Raw genomic sequence first — 23,364 nt, forward strand, 5'->3', positions numbered from 1 at the left:
TTGCATGTGTTAGGCCTGCCGCCAGCGTTCAATCTGAGCCATGATCAAACTCTTCAATTTAAAAGTTTGATGCTCAATGAATTAAACTTCGTAATGAATTACGTGTTCACTCTTGAGACTTGGTATTCATTTTTCGTCTTGCGACGTCAAGAATCCGTATCTTCGAGTGCCCACACAGATTGTCTGATAAATTGTTAAAGAGCAGTGCAACGCGGCTTTCGCTCACCGTTGCGAGGTGGCGTATATTACGCTTTCCTCTTTTTGAGTCAAGCCTTTATTTTCGCTTTCCTCACAGACTTCTTAACGAAGCCTTTCTGACCCGGCGGCCTGTATGCCGTTGTTCCGTGTCAGTGGTGGCGCATTATAGGGAGTTATTAGAGCCTGACAAGACCTAAATGCAAAAAAAAGCTCAACCGTTCACTTTTCAAACAACACTTGAACCAAAAGTCTATTTTCGCCTGGTTTTTAAACAAAAACGAGCCCGTCAGGGCCCGTTTTATTCAAATTTGTGACTTACTGCACTGCCACAATACGATCATCATTGGCTTCAAGGCGAATCACTTTGCCAGGAACCAGTTCACCAGACAGGATTTGCTGCGCCAGTGGGTTTTCGATCTGCTGTTGAATAGCACGTTTTAACGGACGCGCCCCGTAGACCGGATCGTAACCGTTGGCGCTCAACAGTTTCAGCGCCTCGTCGGAGATATGGATTTCATAACCACGTTCTTCCAGACGTTTGTACAGACGCTGCAGCTGGATCTGAGCAATAGAAGCGATGTGTTGCTCACCTAACGGATGGAATACCACAACTTCATCAATACGGTTGATAAATTCCGGACGGAAGTTTTGGCTAACCACACCCAGCACCATCTCTTTCATTCGACCGTAATCCAGTTCGCCAAAGCGCTCCTGAATGAGATCGGAACCGAGGTTAGAAGTCATAATGACCACCGTATTACGGAAGTCGACCGTTCTCCCCTGCCCGTCAGTCAGCCGACCGTCGTCCAGCACCTGCAACAGAATGTTGAATACATCCGGATGCGCTTTTTCTACTTCATCCAACAAGATGACGGAATAAGGACGACGGCGTACCGCTTCCGTCAAATAACCGCCTTCTTCATAGCCGACATATCCCGGAGGCGCCCCGACCAAACGAGACACGGAGTGTTTCTCCATAAACTCAGACATGTCGATACGCACCATCGCGTCGTCGCTGTCGAACATAAAGTTAGCCAGCGCTTTACACAGTTCGGTTTTACCGACCCCCGTCGGCCCAAGGAACAGGAAGGAACCAATCGGACGGTTCGGATCGGACAGCCCCGCGCGGCTACGACGTATGGCGTTCGATACTGCTTCAACGGCTTCATTCTGCCCGATCACACGGCTGTGTAACTCTTGTTCCATACGCAACAGTTTTTCACGTTCGCCTTCCAGCATTCTGGCAACCGGAATACCGGTCCAGCGCGCCAGCACTTCGGCAATTTCCGCATCCGTTACTTTGTTACGTAACAGACGCATGGTTTTACCTTCCGACTGGGTCGCGGCTTCCAACTGTTTTTCCAGCTCCGGAATTTTGCCGTACTGCAGTTCAGACATTCGCGCCAGGTCGCCAACGCGACGCGCCTGCTCGATGGCGATCTTCGCCTGCTCCAGCTCCGCTTTAATAGTTTGCGTACCAGAGAGCGACGCTTTTTCCGCTTTCCACTCTTCTTCCAGCTCAGAATACTGGCGCTCTTTGTCGTCCAGTTCTTCATTCAGCATATCGAGACGTTTTTTACTCGCCTCGTCAGACTCTTTCATCAACGCCTGCTGTTCCAGTTTGAGCTGAATAATGCGGCGGTCGAGTCTGTCCAGCTCCTCCGGCTTAGAGTCAATCTGCATACGAATGCTGGATGCCGCTTCATCGATGAGGTCGATAGCTTTATCCGGCAACTGACGGTCGGCGATATAGCGGTGAGATAATGTTGCCGCCGCCACAATCGCCGGGTCAGTGATCTGCACATGGTGGTGCAGCTCGTAACGTTCTTTCAGGCCACGCAGAATAGCAATGGTGTCTTCCACTGAAGGTTCTGCGACAAACACTTTTTGAAAACGACGTTCCAGCGCCGCGTCTTTTTCAATGTACTGGCGGTATTCATCCAGCGTGGTGGCACCCACACAGTGCAGTTCACCACGCGCCAGCGCCGGTTTCAGCATATTCCCGGCGTCCATTGCGCCATCGGCCTTACCTGCGCCAACCATGGTGTGCAGCTCGTCGATAAACAGGATGACGTTGCCTTCCTGTTTCGCCAGATCGTTCAGCACGCCTTTCAGACGCTCTTCAAATTCGCCGCGATATTTCGCCCCGGCCACCAGCGCGCCCATATCCAGCGCCAGTACGCGGCGACCTTTTAAGCCTTCAGGGACTTCACCGTTAATAATGCGCTGCGCCAGTCCTTCAACAATTGCCGTTTTACCGACCCCTGGCTCACCGATTAACACCGGGTTGTTTTTGGTACGACGTTGCAGTACCTGAATGGTACGGCGAATTTCTTCATCACGACCAATTACCGGGTCAAGCTTGCCTTGTTCAGCCCGCTCGGTCAGATCGACGGTATATTTTTTCAAGGCCTGACGTTGGTCTTCAGCCCCTTGATCGTTCACGCTTTCACCTCCGCGCATCTGTTCAATTGCCTGAGTGATATTGGCCGTGGTCGCACCGGCTGATTTCAGCAGATCGGTTAACGTGCCGCGAGACTCAAGCGCCGCCAGAACAAACAGCTCTGACGAAATAAAATTGTCCCCCCGTTTTTGCGCCAGCTTGTCGCAAAGGTTCAGTACGCGTACCAGTTCCGAAGAAGGCTGTACGTCGCCGCCGGTGCCTTCCACCTGCGGTAAACGGCTCAGCGCCTGATCGATAGCGGTGCGCAACTGGCCAGCATTAATGCCGGCGGAGGTTAATAAAGGACGTATCGATCCCCCTTCCTGGTTCAGCAAGGCGCTCATTAAATGAAGAGGTTCGATGAATTGGTTGTCGTGCCCCAGCGCGAGCGACTGGGCATCGGCAAGAGCAAGCTGGAATTTGTTAGTAAGACGATCCAGACGCATAACTCCTCCCATAACAGGTCAAAATTGCTACTGGAGATTAAATGAGGTCATCCCTCAATTATTCAAGGTGAATGACCTGAATTATGTGAAAAGAAAGTTACCCGTACCGGATCGTCTTGATTCTTTAGGTTATATCAGCCAAATAAAACTTGCCATACGACCTGTCGTCTTGTCGCGACGATAAGAGAAGAAAGTCTCACTTTCGCTAAAGGTGCAGCGATCCCCGCCATAGACATGTTCAACGCCGGTATTCGCCAGACGTTGGCGTGCAAGCTGATAAATATCCGCCAGAAATTTTTCCCCGTGCGGCAAAAATGCGCTATCGGCTTGCGCATCTTTTGCTAAAAATGCGTCACGCACTTCCGGCCCCACTTCAAACGCGGTCGGGCCGATCGCCGGACCTAACCAGGCGATGATATTTTCTGGTTTGTCAGCAAAGCAGGTGACAGTTTCCTCCAGTACGCCTTCACATAATCCGCGCCAGCCCGCATGAGCCGCCGCCACTTCTGTTCCCTCACGGTTACAGAATAGCACAGGCAGGCAGTCTGCCGTCATTACCGCGCAGACGGTTCCTGGCGTATTGCTGTAAGACGCATCCGCACGTTTGGAGGCATAAGGTTCTCCGGTAAGCCTCAACACATTTTTACCGTGAACCTGTTCAAGCCAGATAGGTTTCGAAGGCAGATTGCCCGCCGCAAACAGACGCTTGCGGTTCTCTTCAACATGCTCCGGGTTATCGCCGCAATGCGCGCCCAGATTCAGCGAGTCGTAAGGCGGTAAACTCACCCCGCCAATACGGGTAGAACTACAGGCTGCGACGCCTTTCGGCAGCGGCCACTGCGGGACAATCAGTGCATTCATAACCAGTCCACATCATCTTTATGATCTTCGAAATCGGCGCGCATCGCATCGATAAGGTCCACCATATCTTGTGGAATCGGCGCGTGCCACTCCATTTCGATACCCGATACAGGATGGTAGAGACGCAGCATCGTTGCATGAAGCGCCTGGCGGTCAAACTTACGCAGCGTGGAAATAAACTCTTCCGATGCGCCTTTCGGTGGACGTGGACGACCACCGTAGACCTGATCGCCCACTAACGGGTGCGTAATATGCGCCATATGCACGCGGATCTGGTGCGTACGCCCAGTCTCCAGACGCAACCTAAGACGCGTGTGCACACGGAAATGTTCCATAATGCGGTAGTGGGTCACCGCCGGTTTGCCCATGGGATGCACCGACATATGGGTACGTTTGGTCGGGTGACGACTGATGGGTTCATTCACCGTTCCTCCCGCCGTCATATGTCCGATCGCGACCGCTTCATATTCGCGGGTAATCTCGCGCAGCTGCAAAGACTCCACCAGGCGCGTTTGCGCCGGAACGGTTTTGGCCACCACCATCAGCCCCGTCGTGTCCTTATCCAGACGATGCACAATGCCCGCGCGCGGAACATCCGCAATCGGCGGATAATAATGTAGCAACGCGTTCAGTACCGTACCGTCCGGGTTACCCGCGCCAGGATGTACCACCAGATCGCGTGGTTTGTTGATAACCAGAATATCGTCATCTTCATAAACAATATCTAACGGGATATCCTGCGCTTCAAAACGAATCTCTTCGTCGATCTCCGCATCAATAGCCACCCGCTCGCCGCCTAACACTTTTTCTTTTGGCTTATCGCAAAGTTGACCATTGACCAACACGCGCTGATTCAAAATCCATTCTTTTATACGCGAACGTGAATAATCCGGGAACATTTCGGCCAAAGCCTGATCTAAGCGTTGACCGAGTTGGTTTTCGGAGACCGTTGCGGTGAGTTGTACTCGTTGTGCCATATACAGCTTCTTCGTTTAACGTTGGGTTTTACGGCTTTGCCGTTTAATATAGTGTGCTATTGTAGCTGGTCTTAACCGGGAGCAGGAACAGAGAATCTCCCGTAAAACATTTTGAGGAAAGTCAAAACGTCATGACGCGCATGAAATATCTGGTGGCAGCAGCCACGTTGAGCCTGTTTCTGGCGGGTTGCTCGGGTTCAAAGGAAGAGGTGCCCGATAATCCGCCGAATGAAATCTACGCGACTGCTCAGCAAAAGCTGCAGGACGGTAACTGGAAACAGGCAATAACGCAATTGGAAGCGTTAGATAATCGTTATCCATTCGGACCGTATTCTCAGCAGGTGCAGTTGGATCTTATCTACGCCTATTACAAAAACGCCGATTTGCCGCTAGCGCAGGCCGCCATCGATCGTTTTATGCGTCTTAATCCAACGCACCCTAATATTGACTATGTCATGTACATGCGCGGCCTGACGAACATGGCGCTGGATGATAGCGCGCTGCAGGGTTTCTTTGGCGTCGATCGCAGCGATCGCGATCCGCAACATGCGCGGGCGGCGTTCAATGACTTTTCGAAACTGGTACGCAGCTATCCTAATAGCCAGTACACCACCGACGCCACTAAGCGTCTGGTATTCCTGAAAGACCGTCTGGCGAAATATGAATATTCTGTCGCAGAGTACTATACCGCGCGCGGCGCATGGGTTGCGGTCGTAAACCGGGTAGAAGGTATGCTACGCAATTATCCTGATACGCAGGCCACGCGCGATGCGTTGCCGCTGATGGAAAACGCCTATCGTCAGATGCAGCTGAATGCGCAGGCTGACAAAGTCGCGAAAATTATTGCCGCTAACAGCAAAAACACCTGAAGCAATACCAACAAGCAAAACGGCAGCCTTCCGGCTGCCGTTTTTTTATTCGATATCTGATGCAACAGAAATGATTTCACTGCAACGCATCCAGTCAAATATGGCCTGCTTTCAGCCATTCCTCAAGTAAAAGATCGCTTCTTCCTGCGATGCCTCACAAAAAGTTCGCCTTGACAAAAAGTGACAAAATAATGTGATTTACATCACACATTTTGACATTAAGAACGGTATGCTGGAATCACCAAGACGGGAAAGACAAGAGGTAAAATTTATGACAATGAACATTACCAGTAAACAAATGGAAATTACTCCGGCAATCCGCCAACATGTCGCAGACCGTCTCGCCAAACTGGAAAAATGGCAAACTCACCTGATTAATCCTCATATCATTCTGTCTAAAGAGCCACAGGGCTTTATTGCTGACGCCACCATTAATACACCGAACGGACATCTGGTCGCCAGCGCAAAACACGAAGATATGTACACCGCTATTAATGAATTGATCAACAAGCTGGAACGGCAGCTCAATAAAGTGCAGCACAAAGGCGAAGCCCGTCGTGCCACCGCATCGGTGAAAGATGCCAGCTTCGTCGAAGCAGAAGAAGAGTAGTCCCTTACATTGAGTGTATCGCCAACGCGCCTTCGGGCGCGTTTTTTGTTGACAGGATTAAAACAGTACGGGTACTGTACTTACGTACACAAAGGAAACAGTTATGAAGCTAACCCGGTTTTTCTTCGCATTCTTTTTTATCTTCCCCTGACCGGGAGGCGTTTCGTCATGTGATAAAGAATGCGAAGACGAACAAGAAGGCCTCCCTCACCGGGAGGCCTTTTTTATTGATAACAAAAAAGGCAACACTATGACATCGGAAAACCCATTACTGGCGCTGCGAGATAAAATCAGCGCTTTAGACGAAGAGTTACTAGCCTTACTGGCAAAACGACGCGCGCTGGCGAGTGAAGTGGGACAAGCAAAACTACTGTCGCATCGTCCGGTTCGGGATATCGATCGTGAACGCGCGCTGCTGGACAGGCTCATCCATCTCGGTAAAGCCCACCATCTCGACGCACACTACATTACCCGTCTGTTCCAGCTTATCATTGAAGACTCCGTGCTTACTCAGCAGGCGCTGCTGCAACAACATCTGAATAATACTCACCCTCATTCGGCACGTATTGCGTTTCTTGGGCCGAAAGGCTCCTATTCTCATCTCGCGGCGCGCCAGTATGCTGCACGCCATTTTGAGCAATTTATTGAGAGCGGTTGCGCAAAATTCACCGATATTTTTCATCAGGTCGAAACCGGCCAGGCCGATTACGCCGTGGTTCCGATAGAGAACACCAGCTCCGGCGCTATCAACGATGTGTACGACTTATTGCAACACACCAGTCTGTCAATTGTCGGTGAGATGACCGTCACTATCGATCACTGCGTGCTGGTTTCCGGCACTACGGATCTGAATACCATCGAAACGGTGTACAGCCATCCGCAGCCGTTCCAGCAGTGCAGTAAGTTTTTGAGCCGCTATCCGCACTGGAAAATCAACTATACCGAGAGTACGTCGGCAGCGATGGAAAAAGTCGCGCAGGCGAACTCTCCGCGCGTCGCGGCGCTCGGCAGCGAGGCAGGCGGCATGTTGCACGGTTTACAGGTGCTGGAACGCATCGCCGCAAACCAGACGCAGAATATCACCCGCTTTCTGGTACTGGCGCGCAAAGCCATTAATGTTTCCGACCAAGTTCCGGCAAAAACCACTCTGTTAATAGCCACCGGGCAGCAAGCTGGCGCGCTGGTCGAAGCGCTGCTGGTGCTGCGTAACCACAATCTCATCATGACGAAACTGGAGTCGCGCCCCATTCACGGCAATCCGTGGGAAGAGATGTTTTATCTCGATATTCAGGCGAACCTGGAGTCGCAGGTAATGCAAAGCGCGCTAAAAGAGCTGGGCGAGATCACGCGCTCAATGAAAGTGCTTGGCTGCTATCCCAGCGAAAACGTCGTGCCGGTAGAACCTGCCTGACGTTCAATAAAACGGCTTTTCTTCATCCCTGCGACGGCTACCTGCAGGGTGAAGATGGCGCCGGAGAGCGGATAATCCGCCACTTCCTGAGCAGACATATTTTCTCTGGTTGTTGTAATAAACAGCGTTTTCATATCTGCGCCGCCAAAGCAAACCATCGTCGGACAACGTACCGGCAACCGGTACTCTTCCAGCTGCTCTCCTTGCGGTGAGAAACGCGCCACGCGCCAGCCGTCAAACATCGCGCTCCAGTAGCACCCTTCGCTATCCATCGCCGCGCCGTCGGGAAGTCCTTCTCCTTCGCCAAAATGGCGAAAAAGTTCACGCTTGCCCGGTTCGCCATGCTTATCAAGTAACGTGCGGTATATCACGCCATTCGGCGTATCGGAGGTATACATCCACTGGTTATTCGGGCTGAACGCCAGGCCGTTGTGTCCCTGGATATCGCACTGGATCACTTTTGCCGTCAGGTCATGATCGATCCGCATCAGCAACGCGCCATTATAGTCACCTGGCGCCCAGAACGTTCCGGCATAAAAACGTCCATCGCCATCAGTGCCGCCATCGTTGAAACGCGCCAGTTTCGTATTAGAGGGATTGTCGCAAACCTTACGCTGCAATAATCCACTTTTATCGGCCAGCCAGATAGCATGACGCATGGCCACAATAAATCCGCCCTGCTCACGCAAGGCAAAACAGCCTACCTCTTCCGGAAACGCCAGCACGCTATGCGTCCTGCTCGCCGGATGGTAACGATGGATCTCCTGTTCCAGGATATCGGTCCAATACAGCGCGCTTTCATCCTCGCTCCATGTGGGGCATTCTGGTAGATGTCCGACATAATCAAATAAAACGTGCGGCGTAGTCATAACGGTTCCTTAAATGAAAAAAGCCAGCAAAGCTGGCTTTTAGTATAGATGTCATCATTATGGTCGGCTGTCATTCGCCTGACGCAATAACACACGGCTTTCATTCTGGAAGCGTCTGGCATAATCGCCAAACCAGTGTTCAACTTTGCGAAAACTGTCGATAAAAGCCTGCTTATCACCCTGTTCCAGTAACCCGATCGCATCGCCAAAACGTTTATAGTAACGCTTGATAAGCGCCAGATTGCGCTCCGACGACATAATAATGTCCGCATACAGCTGCGGGTCCTGGGCGAACAGACGCCCGACCATCGCCAGCTCCAGTCGATAAATCGGCGATGATAGCGCCAGAAGCTGCTCAAGCTGGACGTTCTCTTCCGCCAGATGCAGCCCATAAGCGAAGGTAGCAAAGTGGCGCAACGCCTGGATAAAAGCCATGTTCTGATCGTGCTCGACAGCGCTAATTCGATGCAACCGCGCGCCCCACACCTGGATTTGCTCAAGGAACCACTGATACGCTTCCGGTTGACGCCCATCACACCAGACCACCACCTGCTTCGCCAGGCTCCCGCTGTCCGGACCAAACATCGGATGCAAGCCCAACACGGGGCCATCATGGGCCGCCAACATTGCCTGCAACGGACCGCTTTTCACCGATGCCAGATCGACCAGAATACAGTCGGACGGCAGGGGCGGCAGTTGCGCTATGACCTGTTCAGTAACATGAATCGGCACGCTGACGATCACCATTCCGGCATCGGCGACAATGTCCCTGGCGCGCGGCCAGTCCTGCTGTTCCAGAATACGGACCTGATAGCCCGACAGCGTGAGCATTTTTTCAAACAGACGCCCCATCTGTCCGCCGCCGCCCACAATGACGACCGGACGCAGAGAAGGACAAAGCGTTTTGAACCCCTTATCATTTTCGCTGGAGTAAGATTCACGCATTACCCGGCGCAGGACATCTTCAATGAGATCGGGCGGGACACCGATCGCTTCTGCTTCCGCCCGTCGTGAAGCCAGCATAGAGGCCTCACGCTCCGGCACGTAAATAGGCAGGCCAAAACGGCTTTTCACCTCGCCGACTTTGGCAACCAGTTCCAGGCGCTTAGCCAGTAAATTCAACAACGCTTTATCGACATCATCTATTTGATCGCGTAATGCGGTCAATTCAGCAACCATAACAACCTCTTATGCGACGCGCACCGCCAGCTGGCCGCTCAAATCTTTATGAATTTCACGTAACAGGGCATCGGTTATCTCCCAGCTAATACAAGCATCGGTGACGGAAACGCCATACTTCATTTCGCTGCGCGGCTGTTCGGAAGACTGATTACCCTCATGAATATTACTTTCAATCATTAAGCCAATGATTGAACGATTGCCATCTTTAATCTGCGCAACCACAGATTCGGCAACGGCTGGCTGGCGGCGATAATCTTTATTGGAGTTACCATGACTGCAATCTACCATCAGCGAAGGACGTAGTCCCGCCTGTTCCATCTCTTTTTCACACTGAGCGACATCTGCCGGGCTATAGTTTGGCGCTTTGCCGCCACGCAGAATTACATGGCCATGCGGATTTCCCTGGGTTTGCAATAACGCAACCTGACCGGCCTGGTTAATGCCAACAAAACGATGAGGTTGCGCAGCGGCGCGCATGGCGTTAATCGCTGTCGCCAGGCTGCCATCCGTGCCGTTTTTAAAGCCGACCGGCATAGAAAGACCAGACGCCATTTCGCGGTGGGTTTGCGATTCGGTTGTGCGCGCGCCTATCGCCGACCAGCTAAACAGATCGCCCAGGTATTGCGGGCTGTTCGGATCCAACGCTTCGGTCGCCAATGGCAACCCCATATTCACCAGTTCCACCAGTAGCTGACGCGCTATTTTCAACCCGGCTTCCACATCAAATGAGCCATCCATGTGAGGATCGTTAATCAGCCCTTTCCAGCCGACGGTAGTCCGCGGCTTTTCAAAATAGACGCGCATTACCAGATAGAGGCTATCGCTGACCTCTGCGGCAAGGGCTTTAAATCGGCGGGCATATTCCAGAGCGGTTTCAGGATCGTGAATAGAACAAGGACCGCATACCACCAACAGACGCGGATCGCGCCCGGCAATAATGTCAGAAATGATTCCCCGGGACTGCGCTATCTGCGCTTCCTGCGCCAGGCTCAACGGAAAGGCCGCTTTAAGCTGCTCCGGCGTCATTAATACCTGTTCATCGGTGATACGTACGTTATTCAGCGCGTCTTTTTGCATGATGGCGATCCTGTCTTTTCTTGTTTGCGATAGTTGATCCTCCACGAGGATGTTTAAACCATACCACAAAAAGTAAAGATTTCAATCCATATTACGTAAAATAAAATTTACACCATGCGCAATCATAGATTAAACCCCTTCATTTCGTATCAAAAACTTTACACAACAAGTGAATTATTTTATTCCCAGCCTCAGAAAAGCGGTAAAATGAGCGATGCTCGCTATTTTTTGATTATTTTTTCTCCGCACACATATTTTTACTTTCTGATACAGGGTGATTAATACCATTATCACAAGAATTTAATATCAGGGATGCCACTTAAATTATTCATATTATCAATAAGACATAATGACGATATGGCAAAATAATGTTATTTTGCTACAAACAATCACGGATGTATTTTAATGCTTTACGACTGAAGATGGTGGGGACTTGTTAATGCGTTTTTCTCACCGATTTATCCTTCTGTTATCGCTATTATTAGCAAGCTTGCCTCTGTATGCTCAACGCGTCACGGAAGAAGAGAAATCCGTACGCGCCATCGTCTCCGGTATTGTCAGTTATACACACTGGCCGGCGTTATCCGGGCCGCCAAGGCTATGCATATTTTCATCTGCGCGTTTTGTCAGGGTACTTAGCGAAGAGGCTGACTGGGCTTTCCCTTATCAACCGCTTGTCATCCGTACCACACAAGAAGCCCTGAGCGCCCGCTGTGATGGTTTTTACTTTGGCAATGAATCGCCAGCTTATCAGGTGGAGTTAACGCGTCATTATCCAGTTAATGCCTTGTTATTAATTGCCGAGCAAAATACCGAATGTATTATTGGCAGCGCATTTTGTCTGATCATTAACAATGATGAAGTCAAATTTTCCGTCAACCTGGACTCCCTCTCGCATAGCGGCGTGAGAGTAAATCCAGAAGTATTAATGCTTGCACGGAATCAAAAGCATGAATAAGGAATTTTCTCTGTCCAGGCCAACATTTAAACGCACACTACGGCGGATTAGTATAATCAGCGTGCTGCTTACGATGACATTGATCTGGCTATTAATTTGCGTTGCGTCTGTCCTTACGCTCAAACAGTATGCGCAAAAAAATCTCGATTTGACCGCCGCCACAATGGCCCACAGCCTTGAAGCGGCACTGGTATTTTCCGATAACGCGGCCGCAGCGGAAACGCTCGCCACACTGGGACGCCAGGGACAATTTTCAGCGGCGGAGGTCCGCGATAAAAATGGCCGTACTATCGCCTCATGGCGCTATGATGCGCGAGCCGCAGACGATAAGCTCATCGGCTTAATTAGCCACTGGCTTTTTCCATTGCCGGTATCGCAACCCGTCTGGCACAACGGCAGGGCTATCGGCGAAGTACGGCTTGTCGCCCGCGACAGCCTTATTGGTCATTTTATCTGGCTATCGCTGGCAGTGCTGACAGGATGTATTCTGCTGGCATCCGGCATTGCCCTGCTGCTCACGCGTTATTTACACAATGGCGTTGTGGATGCGCTGCAAAATATTACTGAAGTTGTACACGACGTTCGCACTAACCGAAATTTTTCACGCCGGGTACCTGATGAGCGTATTGCGGAATTTCACCTGTTTGCGCAGGATTTCAATAGCCTTCTGGATGAGATGGAAGAATGGCAGCTACGGCTTCAGGCTAAAAATGCCCAGTTACTACGTACCGCGCTGCACGATCCGCTGACGGGGCTTGCCAATCGCGCGGCATTTCGCAGCTGTATTAACGCGCTGATGAAGGACAATTCCGCTCGTAGCAGTTCGGCATTGTTATTTCTGGATGGCGATAACTTTAAATATATTAATGATACCTGGGGACATGCGGCAGGCGACCGCGTACTTATAGAGGTTGCCAAAAGATTAGCGGAATTCGGTGGTAGCCGTTATCAGACTTACCGACTCGGCGGCGATGAATTTGCGATGGTGCTTTACGATGTACATTCGGAATATGAAGTACAACGTATTTGCGCAGCGCTATCCCAGGCGTTTAATCGACCTTTTGAACTGCATAACGGCCAGCGGATAACGATGACCCTGAGTATTGGCTTTGCGCTGACATGGGAACATGCCACTGCCGAAAAACTACAAGAACTGGCCGATCGAAATATGTATCAGGCTAAACACCGGCGTGCGGAACGCTCGCTAAACTAAGGAACGGGCCTGGCCGTTTCTGACTCAGCGTTGAGACCACAGACCCAACCTAATCATGCAACCGTCTATGGCGTGGAGCAAACCCATAAAAAAGGGGCCAGCGTAATGCCAGCCCCTTCTTTTCTACAAGCTTTCGGATGTTGCGAAAGCGCGTTCTTAGTTCAGACGCTCTTTGATACGAGCCGCTTTACCAGTACGCTCACGCAGGTAGTACAGTTTAGCTTTACGAACAGCACCACGACGTTTAACAGCAATGCTGTCAACTACCGGAGAGTGAGTCTGGAAGACACGCTCAACGCCTTCGCCGTTGGAAATTTTACGAACAGTGAATGCAGAGTGCAGACCGCGGTTACGAATAGCGATAACCACGCCCTCGAATGCCTGCAGACGTTTCTTGGTACCTTCAACAACCCATACTTTCACTTCCACGGTATCGCCCGGACGGAAGGAAGGTACGTTCTGCTTCATCTGCTCTTGTTCAAGTTGCTTAATAATGTTGCTCATAATTTAATCTCTTATCCTGGGTAAACTGATATTCGGGGGCCTATGCCATCCCATCATGTTTATGCTGCTGTTGTGCGTGTTCTGTTTTGAACTCCGCCAGCAACCTTGCTTGCTCTTCAGTCAGAGCCAGGTTTTCCAGAAGTTCAGGTCTTCTAAGCCAGGTTCGGCCCAGCGACTGTTTCAAACGCCAGCGACGTATCTCAGCATGGTTTCCCGACAGCAATACTGGCGGTACTTCCATCCCCTCTAACACTTCAGGGCGCGTATAGTGCGGACAATCCAGCAACCCATCAGCAAACGAATCTTCGATTGCTGATGCCTCATGCCCCAGAACCCCCGGTATAAACCGGGCGACGGAGTCAATCAGCGTCATTGCCGGTAGTTCGCCACCGCTGAGAACGTAATCGCCAATTGACCATTCTTCGTCAATTTCGGTCTGAATTACGCGCTCATCTACGCCTTCGTAGCGACCACACACCAGAATAAGCTTCTGATTCGTGGCCAGCTCGCTAACGCCCGCTTGATCAAGCTTGCGTCCCTGAGGCGACAGATAAATCACTTTAGCGCCTTCACCTGCCGCGGCTTTTGCTGCGTGAATGGCGTCCCGCAAGGGTTGCACCATCATTAACATCCCTGGTCCGCCGCCGTAAGGACGATCGTCCACGGTACGGTGCCGGTCATGCGTGAAGTCGCGAGGACTCCAGCTTTGGATGTTCAGCAGGCCTTTTTTTACTGCCCGGCCAGTTACCCCGTAATCGGTAATTGCGCGGAACATTTCAGGAAACAGGCTAACTATGCCAATAAACACAAGCCAATCCCCATAACGCCATTTATTACCGTTTATTCGGTGGTTTAAAAACCAGGATCCCAGTCTACTTCGATAGTACGAGTAGCGAGATCGACTTTCTTGATAACCTGCCCATCGAGGAACGGTACTAGTCGTTCCTTGATACCAAATGCATCTTTCAGGTTCGCCTTAATGACGAGAACGTCATTCGACCCGGTTTCCATCATGTCGATAACTTTACCGAGATCGTAGCCTTCAGCGGTGACTACCTGGCAGCCCATCAGGTCTTTCCAGTAGTAGTCTCCCTCCTCAAGCGCAGGAAGTTGCGAGGAATCCACGACAATTTCGCAATTCGTCAGAAGATTCGCGGCATCTCGATCGTCAACGCCTTTCAGCTTGATGATCAGATCCTGATTGTGGTGCTTCCAGCTTTCCAGCTGTACCTGCTGCCACTGACCCGCCTTCTGGATAAACCAGGGCTGATAGTCAAAAATGCTTTCGGCGTCTTCAGTGGAGGAAAACACTCTGAGCCAACCACGGATACCGTATGAAGAACCCATTTTCCCCAGTACAACCGGTTCAGCGGGTACTTGTGCGGCGAGTTGCTTGCTCATCATGACCACCGTGACAGATTAAGCTGCTTTTTTTACTTCTTTGATCAGCGCCGCAACGCGATCGGAAATGGTTGCGCCCTGGCCAACCCAGTGAGCGATGCGATCCAGATCCAGGCGGGTGCCTTCTTCTTTTTCGCTAGCGATTGGGTTGAAGAAACCAACGCGCTCAATGAAGCGACCGTTGCGTGCATTACGGCTGTCGGTGACAACAACCTGGTAGAACGGACGCTTTTTAGCGCCGTGACGAGCTAAACGAATAGTTACCATAACATCCTCTTGTGTGAATAAAACAACCGGGCCCCATCGAGGAACGGAGCCCGGCGTCATATTAAAAGCCCGAAAATTTTACTGATTTCTGGGAAAAAAGCAATCAACAGTTAATAACTCTGCTGTAGAAGGCCGTCGGCGGCGCAGCGAGTTCGGTGCCGGCGTGCGCGCAGCCACCGCAGCGTACACGCAGTACGTGAGGATGGCGAGCACACCCCGGAGCCGAAATAGCAAGTGAGCCAGGCCGGGAAATTAGCGGCCAGGGAAGCCTGGCGGCATCATCCCCTTCATACTCCGCATCATCTTCGCCATCCCGCCCTTCTTCATCTTCTTCATCATGCGCTGCATGTCGTCGAACTGTTTCAGAAGGCGGTTAACGTCCTGCACCTGCATCCCGCAGCCTTGTGCAATACGGCGTTTACGGGAACCTTTGATGATTTCCGGCTTCGCGCGTTCTTTCAGCGTCATCGAATTGATGATCGCCTCCATACGCACCAGCACTTTGTCATCCATCTGCGATTTAACGTTGTCCGGAATCTGCCCCATGCCCGGTAATTTGCCCATCAGACTGGCCATACCGCCCATGTTTTTCATCTGTTTGAGCTGTTCCAGGAAGTCGTTCAGGTCGAAACCGTCGCCTTTCTTCAGTTTGGTCGCCAGCTTCTCAGCCTGTGCGCGGTCAACTTTGCTTTCGATGTCTTCGATAAGAGACAGTACGTCGCCCATGCCGAGAATACGCGAGGCGATACGATCCGGGTGGAACGGCTCCAGCGCGTCGGTTTTCTCGCCGACACCGAGGAATTTAATCGGCTTGCCGGTGATATGACGAATAGAGAGCGCCGCACCGCCACGCGCATCACCATCAACTTTGGTCAGCACCACGCCGGTTAACGGCAGCGCTTCGTTAAAGGCTTTTGCGGTATTCGCCGCATCCTGACCGGTCATCGCATCGACGACAAACAGCGTTTCTACTGGCTTGATAGAAGCGTGGACCTGTTTGATTTCGTCCATCATCGCTTCGTCAACATGCAGACGACCGGCGGTATCCACCAGCAGCACGTCGTAGAATTTGAGCTTCGCTTCTTTCAGCGCGGCGTTGACGATATCAACCGGTTTCTGGCCGACATCAGACGGGAAGAAATCCACGCCAACCTGCTCAGCCAGCGTTTCGAGCTGTTTGATCGCCGCCGGGCGATAGACGTCGGCAGAGACGACCAGCACTTTCTTCTTGTGCTTCTCGCGCAAGAATTTACCCAACTTACCGACGCTGGTGGTTTTACCCGCCCCCTGCAGACCCGCCATCAATACTACGGCTGGCGGCTGCGCAGCTAAATTCAGCGTCTGGTTCTCTTCGCCCATTGCCGCAACCAGTTCGCTACGGACAATCTTGACGAACTCCTGCCCTGGGGTCAGGCTCTTGTTAACTTCATGACCAACCGCTTTCTCTTTTACGCGATTGATGAACTCACGCACTACCGGCAGCGCAACGTCAGCCTCCAGCAGCGCCATGCGCACTTCGCGCAGCGTCTCTTTAACGTTGTCTTCAGTAAGGCGCCCACGGCCACTGATATTGCGCAGCGTGCGCGACAAACGATCGGTTAAATTATCAAACATTGTCTCTCGCCTGGGGTGGAAACGGTTGGTCGCCGCAGCGACACAGTTACAGAATTTCGCCACAGTATACCATGAAGCCGTCTTTGTTGTTATGCAACGGTTGGAGCTGCGGTCACGTAACGCTATACTGCTTCTCTTTCTCACTGGTCAACTGTCGACACAACTATGCCCGTTTTTGCTTTACTTGCCCTTGTCGCCTACTCCTTCAGCCTCGCGCTGATCGTTCCCGGACTGTTGCAAAAAAACAGCGGCTGGCGGCGTATGGCTATTCTTTCTGCGGTCATCGCGCTGGTGTGCCATGCTGTCGCGCTGGAATCGCGTATTCTGCCCGGCGGCGACAGTGGACAAAACCTGAGCCTGCTGAATGTCGGTTCGCTGGTCAGCCTGATGATCTGCACGGTGATGACCATTGTCGCGTCGCGTAATCGCGGCTGGCTACTTCTACCCATTGTCTATGCTTTTGCGCTGATTAACCTGGCCTTCGCCACGTTTATGCCTAATGAATATATTACGCATCTGGAAGCGACCCCAGGCATGATGGTGCACATCGGTCTGTCGCTTTTCTCTTACGCGACGCTGATAATCGCCGCGCTGTATGCGCTACAACTGGCGTGGATCGACTATCAGTTGAAGAACAAAAAGCTGGCGTTTAGTAATGAAATGCCGCCATTGATGAGCATTGAGCGCAAAATGTTTCATATCACGCAGATTGGCGTCGTACTGCTGACCCTTACTCTGTGTACCGGCCTGTTTTACATGCATAACCTGTTCAGTACTGAAAATATTGATAAAGCCGTGCTCTCTATCGTGGCATGGTTTGTCTATATCGTTCTGCTGTGGGGGCATTACCATGAAGGCTGGCGGGGTCGGCGGGTCGTGTGGTTTAACGTCGCAGGCGCGGGTATTCTGACGCTGGCCTATTTTGGTAGCCGCATATTACAGCAATTTGTAAGCTAAGCTTTTAAAGGAGTTTCCCCTGGAACACATCTCCACCACCACGCTGATTATCATATTAATCATCATGGTGGTCATCTCGGCCTATTTTTCCGGTTCCGAAACTGGAATGATGACGCTAAACCGTTACCGTTTACGCCATATGGCGAAGCAAGGTAATCGCTCGGCAAAACGGGTAGAAAAATTATTGCGTAAACCCGACCGACTGATAAGCCTGGTGCTGATCGGCAATAACCTGGTCAACATTCTTGCCTCGGCGCTCGGCACGATTGTGGGTATGCGGCTTTACGGCGACGCCGGCGTGGCTATCGCCACCGGGGTACTGACGTTTGTCGTGTTAGTTTTTGCCGAAGTCCTGCCCAAAACTATCGCCGCGCTCTATCCGGAAAAAGTGGCCTATCCCAGCAGCTTCCTGCTGGCGCCGTTACAGATACTGATGATGCCGCTGGTGTGGTTACTTAACACCATCACCCGCCTGCTGATGCGTCTGATGGGAATTAAAACGGACATCGTGGTCAGCGGGTCGTTAAGCAAAGAGGAATTACGCACTATCGTGCATGAATCCCGTTCGCAAATCTCTCGCCGCAATCAGGATATGCTGCTGTCGGTTCTCGACCTGGAAAAGGTCAGCGTGGATGACATCATGGTGCCGCGTAATGAAATTATCGGGATCGATATCAATGACGACTGGAAGTCTATCGAGCGGCAGCTCACCCACTCGCCGCACGGACGCATTGTGCTCTATCGCGATTCGCTGGATGACGCCATCAGTATGCTGCGCGTGCGTGAAGCCTGGCGGTTAATGGCCGAGAAAAAAGAGTTCACCAAAGAGATGATGCTGCGCGCCGCCGATGAAATCTATTACGTCCCGGAAGGTACGCCGCTCAGTACACAACTGATTAAATTTCAGCGTAATAAAAAGAAAGTCGGACTGGTCGTCAACGAATATGGCGATATCCAGGGGCTGGTCACCGTGGAAGATATTCTCGAAGAGATCGTTGGCGATTTCACCACATCGATGTCGCCGACACTGGCGGAAGAGGTCACGCCGCAAAACGACGGTTCGGTCATTATTGACGGTACCGCCAACGTCCGGGAAATCAATAAAGCGTTTAACTGGCACCTGCCGGAAGATGACGCGCGCACCGTCAACGGGGTGATTCTGGAGGCGCTGGAGGAAATTCCGGTTGCTGGCACGCGCGTGCGCATTGAGCAGTACGATATCGATATTCTCGATGTACAGGAAAATATGATTAAGCAGGTAAAGGTTGTACCGGTAAAACCGCTGCGCGAGAGTGTGGCGGAGTAACACAATGGCGAACTCCGGTTCGCCTTTTTTATCGCCGTCTTTTAAGATTCCATCAATTCCTGCCATTTACTTAACAATGCAATAATGTCTTTTCAGGCATTCAGAAAGGATATTGATGTTATGTCAGAAGATTATGTAATTGAATGGGATAAGAATTTTGCAGACGACCTCAACGTCGTCGCCAACGTTTTTTTATCGCACAACCCAACCTTATGGCCCACTATTTTCTCTCAACTTTCGACGCAACCTGAAATCTTTGAAGACGAAGATGAAGACGAATATGGGTTGCAGGACGTCCTGGATTGTAGCGGTGGCGATCTCGGAAATAACGAGCTGGCACAGGCATTTTTACAAGTTCTACGCGGCGAAGGATTTATTCACCTCGTTGACTGGAAAGGTGAAGATGAAGAAGGCGAACTGGCTAATTTTGCCGCAGATCGCTTTTATGAACTCACAAAAAACCTGACTGATTCTGAGGAATTAAGAAATCTTCTTGTCGAAATAACCCAAGAGGATGAAATCTCCGATGTCTGTGAAGCCGGGGACCGTTACCTTGACGAGATCTTTGAGCGCATCCAGACCGAACTCAATAAGAGGGGCTTCCAGATTTTTGATCTGAATGAAGGATCTGACACCTATAATGTGGTCGTTCTGCCAATGAGCGAATATAAAAAAATAGAGGATTTCAACACGCCGTGGCTCGAAGTACAGGATTTTTTAAGCTAAAAAAATGGCCGACTTTACATCGGCCATCAGACTTTTACTTCGCCTTCGCTACCGTCACCATCGCCGCGCGAATGGTACGACCGTTCAGCGTATAGCCTTTCTGCATAATACCCAGCACATTGCCTGCCGGAACCTCTTCCGACTCCACCATCGCAATCGCCTGATGCACGTTCGGGTCCAGCGGCACGTTGGTCTCAGCAATCACTTCCACGCCGAACTTACGCACCACATCCAGCATAGACTTCAGCGTCAGCTCAATCCCTTCGACCATTGCCGCCATATCCGGATTGGCTTTGTCTGCGACTTCCAGCGCGCGATCCAGGCTATCGATTACCGGCAGCAATTCGTTGACGAACTTCTCGAGAGCGAATTTATGCGCTTTTTCGATATCCTGTTCAGTACGACGGCGCAGGTTTTCCATTTCCGCTTTGATGCGCAACACGGTGTCGCGTTCGCGAGTCTGGGCTTCTGCAAGCTGAACTTCCAGATTCGCAATTTTTTCATCGCGCGGATCCACCTGCTCAGCAGAATCGTTTGGTTCAACTGCCTCAACCTCTTCGTGCTGATCCATGATAATTTCTTCCGGGGCTTGCCCCTCAGGCGTTTTCTGTTCTTTACTACTCATGAATTTCTCCGCGTTTTTTTTCGCATTCATCTCGCTAACTTCGCTTATTATGGGGATCAGATTCAGGGTTTCAAGGGAAGTACTCACATTGTCATCAATCTTCGCTACAAGGACCTCAGAAAAATGAATAATCATTTCAAGTGTATCGGCATTGTGGGGCATCCGCGTCATCCCACCGCACTCACGACACATGAAATGCTCTACCGTTGGCTATGCGATCAGGGTTATGAGGTCATTGTGGAGCAACAAATCGCCCACGAATTACAGCTAAAAAATGTGCCAACCGGCACGCTGGCGGAAATTGGTCAACAGGCGGATCTGGCGGTAGTCGTGGGCGGCGACGGCAATATGCTTGGCGCAGCGCGTACGCTGGCGCGTTATGACATCAATGTGATTGGCATTAACCGCGGTAATCTTGGCTTCCTGACCGATCTCGATCCGGACAACGCCCTGCAACAATTATCTGATGTGCTGGAAGGGCGCTATATCTCCGAAAAACGTTTTCTGCTGGAAGCGCAGGTCTGCCAACAGGACCGCCAGAAGCGTATCAGCACAGCCATTAATGAAGTAGTGCTGCATCCGGGAAAAGTGGCGCATATGATCGAATTCGAGGTTTATATTGATGAAACCTTCGCTTTTTCACAGCGATCTGATGGTCTGATCATTTCTACGCCGACCGGCTCCACCGCCTATTCGCTCTCCGCAGGCGGCCCTATTCTGACCCCTTCACTGGATGCAATCACCCTGGTGCCGATGTTCCCGCATACCTTGTCGGCGCGCCCGTTAGTCATTAACAGCAGTAGCACGATTCGTCTGCGTTTTTCGCATCGCCGTAGCGATCTGGAAATTAGCTGCGACAGCCAGATAGCGCTGCCTATTCAGGAAGGAGAAGATGTGCTGATTCGCCGCTGCGATTACCATCTCAACCTCATACATCCCAAAGACTATAGCTATTTCAATACATTAAGCACAAAACTCGGTTGGTCAAAAAAATTATTCTAATTTTACGTTAGCCTCTTTACTGTATAAAAAACCAGTTTATACTGTATTTAATTACAGTCATGGTTTTTCATACAGGAAAACAGCTATGTTGGCGCAACTGACCATCAGCAATTTTGCTATCGTTCGTGAGCTTGAGATCGATTTTCAGAGCGGAATGACCGTCATTACTGGTGAAACCGGCGCGGGTAAATCTATTGCGATTGATGCCCTGGGTCTGTGTCTGGGCGGTCGCGCTGAGGCCGATATGGTCCGTAGCGGAGCGACCCGCGCCGATTTGTGTGCCCGCTTTGCGCTGAAAGACACGCCTGCGGCATTGCGCTGGCTGGAAGAAAACCAGCTTGAAGAAGGTCGCGAATGCTTACTTCGCCGCGTTATCAGCAGCGATGGCCGCTCACGGGGCTTTATTAACGGCACCGCTGTGCCCCTGTCTCAATTGCGCGAGCTCGGTCAGTTGCTGATTCAAATTCATGGTCAACATGCGCACCAGCAGCTTACCAAACCCGAACAGCAAAAATCGCTGCTGGATAGCTATGCCAACGAAGCCGCTTTAGCGCAGCAGATGGCTGCTCGCTACCAATTATGGCATCAAAGCTGCCGCGATCTCGCCCATCACCAACAACAAAGCCAGGAACGCGCCGCGCGCGCGGAACTGCTGCAATATCAGTTAAAAGAGTTGAACGACTTTAACCCGCAGGCCGGCGAATTCGAGCAAATTGACGAAGAGTACAAACGGCTGGCCAACAGCGGGCAGTTGCTTACGACCAGCCAGAACGCTCTGGCGCTACTCGCGGACGGCGAAGACGTTAACCTGCAAAGCCAGTTATATAGCGCAAAACAACTGGTTAGCGAGCTGGTGGGTATGGACAGCAAGCTTTCCGGCATCCTGGATATGCTGGAAGAAGCCACTATCCAACTCACCGAAGCCAGCGATGAATTACGCCACTATTGCGAGCGTCTGGATTTAGACCCCAATCGCCTGTTTGAGCTTGAACAGCGCATCGCTAAACAAATTTCGCTGGCGCGAAAACATCACGTCAGCCCGGAAGCGCTGCCGCAGCTTTATCAGTCACTGCTCGAAGAACAGCAGCAGCTCGACGATCAGGCCGATTCGCTGGAAACGCTGACGCTGGCGGTTAATAAGCATCACCAACAAGCGCTGGAAACGGCGCAAGCGCTGCATCAACAGCGTCAGTTTTACGCCCAGGAGCTGGGGCAGTTGATCACTGAAAGTATGCATTTACTTTCGATGCCGCACGGTCTGTTTACTATCGACGTGAAATTTGATGAGCATCATCTGAGCAACGACGGCGCCGATCGCGTGGAGTTTAAAGTGACGACAAACCCGGGTCAGCCGCTGCAGCCTATCGCTAAAGTCGCGTCTGGCGGTGAACTGTCGCGCATTGCGCTGGCTATTCAGGTGATTACCGCGCGCAAAATGGAAACGCCGGCGCTAATTTTTGACGAGGTCGATGTTGGCATCAGCGGCCCAACCGCCGCCGTGGTCGGTAAACTCCTGCGTCAGCTTGGCGAATCCACTCAGGTGATGTGCGTCACTCACCTGCCACAGGTAGCCGGGTGCGGTCACCAGCACTTCTTTGTCAGTAAAGAAACAGACGGGGCAATGACCGAAACCCATATGCAACCTTTGGATAAACGTGCGCGTTTACAAGAACTGGCCCGCCTGTTGGGAGGAAGTGAAGTTACGCGTAATACGCTGGCAAACGCAAAAGAACTGCTGGCGGCGTAAACTTTTTTATCTCCCGAAGGTCTGAGTTCACAACAAAAACGCCGTAAGACCCGACAGCAAAAGGTTTTAAAGTGATGAAAGGTCTATTATCATCGGCATAT

23 protein-coding genes and 1 other annotated feature are annotated in these 23,364 nt (G+C 51.4%); of the genes, 11 read left to right on the forward strand and 12 right to left on the reverse strand.

The window, feature by feature from the left end:
• Positions 1-513 precede the first annotated feature (513 nt).
• The 3 genes from clpB to rluD form a co-directional block, all read right to left on the reverse strand.
• The gene (gene clpB / locus ACLJZ5_RS12550; protein WP_001235092.1) at positions 514-3,087 is read right to left on the reverse strand and encodes an ATP-dependent chaperone ClpB; all 2,574 of its coding nucleotides are present in this window, start codon (positions 3,085-3,087) and stop codon (positions 514-516) included.
• A gap of 129 nt (positions 3,088-3,216) precedes the next feature.
• The gene (gene yfiH, locus ACLJZ5_RS12555; RefSeq protein ID WP_024797841.1) at positions 3,217-3,948 is read right to left on the reverse strand and encodes a purine nucleoside phosphorylase YfiH; all 732 of its coding nucleotides are present in this window, start codon (positions 3,946-3,948) and stop codon (positions 3,217-3,219) included.
• Positions 3,945-4,925, reverse strand: coding sequence for a 23S rRNA pseudouridine(1911/1915/1917) synthase RluD (rluD, locus tag ACLJZ5_RS12560; RefSeq protein ID WP_000079130.1), 981 nt, complete (start codon positions 4,923-4,925; stop codon positions 3,945-3,947). Before rluD ends, yfiH begins: the two co-directional genes overlap by 4 nt.
• Before the next feature lie 131 nt (positions 4,926-5,056).
• Here rluD and bamD point away from each other — a divergent pair, with 131 nt between their 5' ends.
• The 4 genes from bamD (at position 5,057) to pheA (ending at position 7,815) form a co-directional block, all read left to right on the forward strand.
• Positions 5,057-5,794 (forward strand): outer membrane protein assembly factor BamD, encoded by a 738-nt coding sequence (bamD, locus tag ACLJZ5_RS12565; RefSeq protein WP_000197660.1) that lies wholly within the window; start codon positions 5,057-5,059, stop codon positions 5,792-5,794.
• Between the two features lie 271 nt (positions 5,795-6,065).
• On the forward strand, positions 6,066-6,404 hold the full coding sequence (gene raiA, locus ACLJZ5_RS12570; protein ID WP_000178449.1) for a ribosome-associated translation inhibitor RaiA: 339 nt from the start codon (positions 6,066-6,068) through the stop codon (positions 6,402-6,404).
• A gap of 102 nt (positions 6,405-6,506) precedes the next feature.
• Positions 6,507-6,632 (forward strand) — a sequence feature (Phe leader region).
• Positions 6,508-6,555 carry a pheA operon leader peptide PheL gene (gene pheL / locus ACLJZ5_RS12575; protein ID WP_010989056.1) on the forward strand — a complete coding sequence of 16 codons (48 nt, stop codon included), beginning with the start codon at positions 6,508-6,510 and terminating at the stop codon, positions 6,553-6,555. It overlaps the preceding feature by 48 nt.
• Positions 6,633-6,654: 22 nt before the next feature.
• Positions 6,655-7,815: a bifunctional chorismate mutase/prephenate dehydratase gene (gene pheA, locus ACLJZ5_RS12580; RefSeq protein WP_024797840.1), complete on the forward strand. Its 1,161-nt coding sequence runs from the start codon at positions 6,655-6,657 to the stop codon at positions 7,813-7,815.
• On the opposite strand, the gene ACLJZ5_RS12585 is transcribed toward pheA, so the two are convergent.
• Genes ACLJZ5_RS12585 through aroF form a run of 3 tightly spaced genes read right to left on the reverse strand, consistent with a single transcriptional unit; the run spans position 7,776 to position 10,943 of the window.
• Complete coding sequence (locus ACLJZ5_RS12585; protein ID WP_024798637.1) at positions 7,776-8,684, reverse strand: SMP-30/gluconolactonase/LRE family protein; 909 nt, start codon at positions 8,682-8,684, stop codon at positions 7,776-7,778. The two genes, pheA and ACLJZ5_RS12585, sit on opposite strands and share 40 nt — an antisense overlap.
• Before the next feature lie 57 nt (positions 8,685-8,741).
• Positions 8,742-9,863 (reverse strand): bifunctional chorismate mutase/prephenate dehydrogenase, encoded by a 1,122-nt coding sequence (tyrA, locus tag ACLJZ5_RS12590; RefSeq protein ID WP_000225191.1) that lies wholly within the window; start codon positions 9,861-9,863, stop codon positions 8,742-8,744.
• A gap of 9 nt (positions 9,864-9,872) precedes the next feature.
• The gene (gene aroF, locus ACLJZ5_RS12595) at positions 9,873-10,943 is read right to left on the reverse strand and encodes a 3-deoxy-7-phosphoheptulonate synthase AroF (protein WP_024797838.1); all 1,071 of its coding nucleotides are present in this window, start codon (positions 10,941-10,943) and stop codon (positions 9,873-9,875) included.
• A gap of 439 nt (positions 10,944-11,382) precedes the next feature.
• Here aroF and ACLJZ5_RS12600 point away from each other — a divergent pair, with 439 nt between their 5' ends.
• Both ACLJZ5_RS12600 and dgcN read left to right on the forward strand, forming a co-directional pair.
• Positions 11,383-11,901 carry a YfiR family protein gene (locus ACLJZ5_RS12600; protein WP_001212379.1) on the forward strand — a complete coding sequence of 173 codons (519 nt, stop codon included), beginning with the start codon at positions 11,383-11,385 and terminating at the stop codon, positions 11,899-11,901.
• Positions 11,894-13,114 carry a diguanylate cyclase DgcN gene (gene dgcN / locus ACLJZ5_RS12605; RefSeq protein WP_001030985.1) on the forward strand — a complete coding sequence of 407 codons (1,221 nt, stop codon included), beginning with the start codon at positions 11,894-11,896 and terminating at the stop codon, positions 13,112-13,114. Before ACLJZ5_RS12600 ends, dgcN begins: the two co-directional genes overlap by 8 nt.
• Before the next feature lie 156 nt (positions 13,115-13,270).
• On the opposite strand, the gene rplS is transcribed toward dgcN, so the two are convergent.
• From rplS to ffh, 5 genes are all read right to left on the reverse strand, one after another.
• Entirely contained in the window at positions 13,271-13,618 is a 348-nt protein-coding gene (rplS, locus tag ACLJZ5_RS12610; RefSeq protein ID WP_000065257.1) for a 50S ribosomal protein L19, read from the reverse strand.
• Positions 13,619-13,658: 40 nt separating this feature from the next.
• Complete coding sequence (gene trmD, locus ACLJZ5_RS12615) at positions 13,659-14,426, reverse strand: tRNA (guanosine(37)-N1)-methyltransferase TrmD (RefSeq protein WP_000469807.1); 768 nt, start codon at positions 14,424-14,426, stop codon at positions 13,659-13,661.
• A 44-nt stretch (positions 14,427-14,470) separates the two neighbouring features.
• Entirely contained in the window at positions 14,471-15,019 is a 549-nt protein-coding gene (rimM, locus tag ACLJZ5_RS12620) for a ribosome maturation factor RimM (RefSeq protein WP_000043266.1), read from the reverse strand.
• 18 nt (positions 15,020-15,037) lie between these two features.
• Positions 15,038-15,286 carry a 30S ribosomal protein S16 gene (gene rpsP / locus ACLJZ5_RS12625; protein ID WP_000256453.1) on the reverse strand — a complete coding sequence of 83 codons (249 nt, stop codon included), beginning with the start codon at positions 15,284-15,286 and terminating at the stop codon, positions 15,038-15,040.
• Positions 15,287-15,538: 252 nt separating this feature from the next.
• A complete protein-coding gene (gene ffh / locus ACLJZ5_RS12630) occupies positions 15,539-16,900 on the reverse strand; it encodes a signal recognition particle protein (protein ID WP_000460052.1) in 1,362 nt (453 codons plus the stop codon).
• A gap of 165 nt (positions 16,901-17,065) precedes the next feature.
• On the opposite strand from ffh, the gene ACLJZ5_RS12635 reads away from it, so the two are divergent.
• The 3 genes from ACLJZ5_RS12635 (at position 17,066) to ACLJZ5_RS12645 (ending at position 19,889) form a co-directional block, all read left to right on the forward strand.
• Positions 17,066-17,857, forward strand: a complete 792-nt coding sequence (locus tag ACLJZ5_RS12635; protein WP_001537507.1) for an inner membrane protein YpjD — start codon at positions 17,066-17,068, stop codon at positions 17,855-17,857.
• 19 nt (positions 17,858-17,876) lie between these two features.
• The gene (locus ACLJZ5_RS12640) at positions 17,877-19,163 is read left to right on the forward strand and encodes an HlyC/CorC family transporter (RefSeq protein ID WP_127172650.1); all 1,287 of its coding nucleotides are present in this window, start codon (positions 17,877-17,879) and stop codon (positions 19,161-19,163) included.
• 120 nt (positions 19,164-19,283) lie between these two features.
• Complete coding sequence (locus tag ACLJZ5_RS12645) at positions 19,284-19,889, forward strand: hypothetical protein (protein WP_001287923.1); 606 nt, start codon at positions 19,284-19,286, stop codon at positions 19,887-19,889.
• A 34-nt stretch (positions 19,890-19,923) separates the two neighbouring features.
• On the opposite strand, the gene grpE is transcribed toward ACLJZ5_RS12645, so the two are convergent.
• Positions 19,924-20,514, reverse strand: a complete 591-nt coding sequence (grpE, locus tag ACLJZ5_RS12650) for a nucleotide exchange factor GrpE (RefSeq protein ID WP_001518875.1) — start codon at positions 20,512-20,514, stop codon at positions 19,924-19,926.
• A 123-nt stretch (positions 20,515-20,637) separates the two neighbouring features.
• Here grpE and nadK point away from each other — a divergent pair, with 123 nt between their 5' ends.
• Complete coding sequence (gene nadK, locus ACLJZ5_RS12655; RefSeq protein WP_001059155.1) at positions 20,638-21,516, forward strand: NAD(+) kinase; 879 nt, start codon at positions 20,638-20,640, stop codon at positions 21,514-21,516.
• Between the two features lie 85 nt (positions 21,517-21,601).
• Entirely contained in the window at positions 21,602-23,263 is a 1,662-nt protein-coding gene (gene recN, locus ACLJZ5_RS12660; protein ID WP_000880958.1) for a DNA repair protein RecN, read from the forward strand.
• The last annotated feature ends 101 nt before the right edge of the window (positions 23,264-23,364 follow it).

Source organism: Salmonella sp. 5800 (assembly GCF_046558195.1).
Taxonomy (GTDB): domain Bacteria; phylum Pseudomonadota; class Gammaproteobacteria; order Enterobacterales; family Enterobacteriaceae; genus Salmonella; species Salmonella enterica.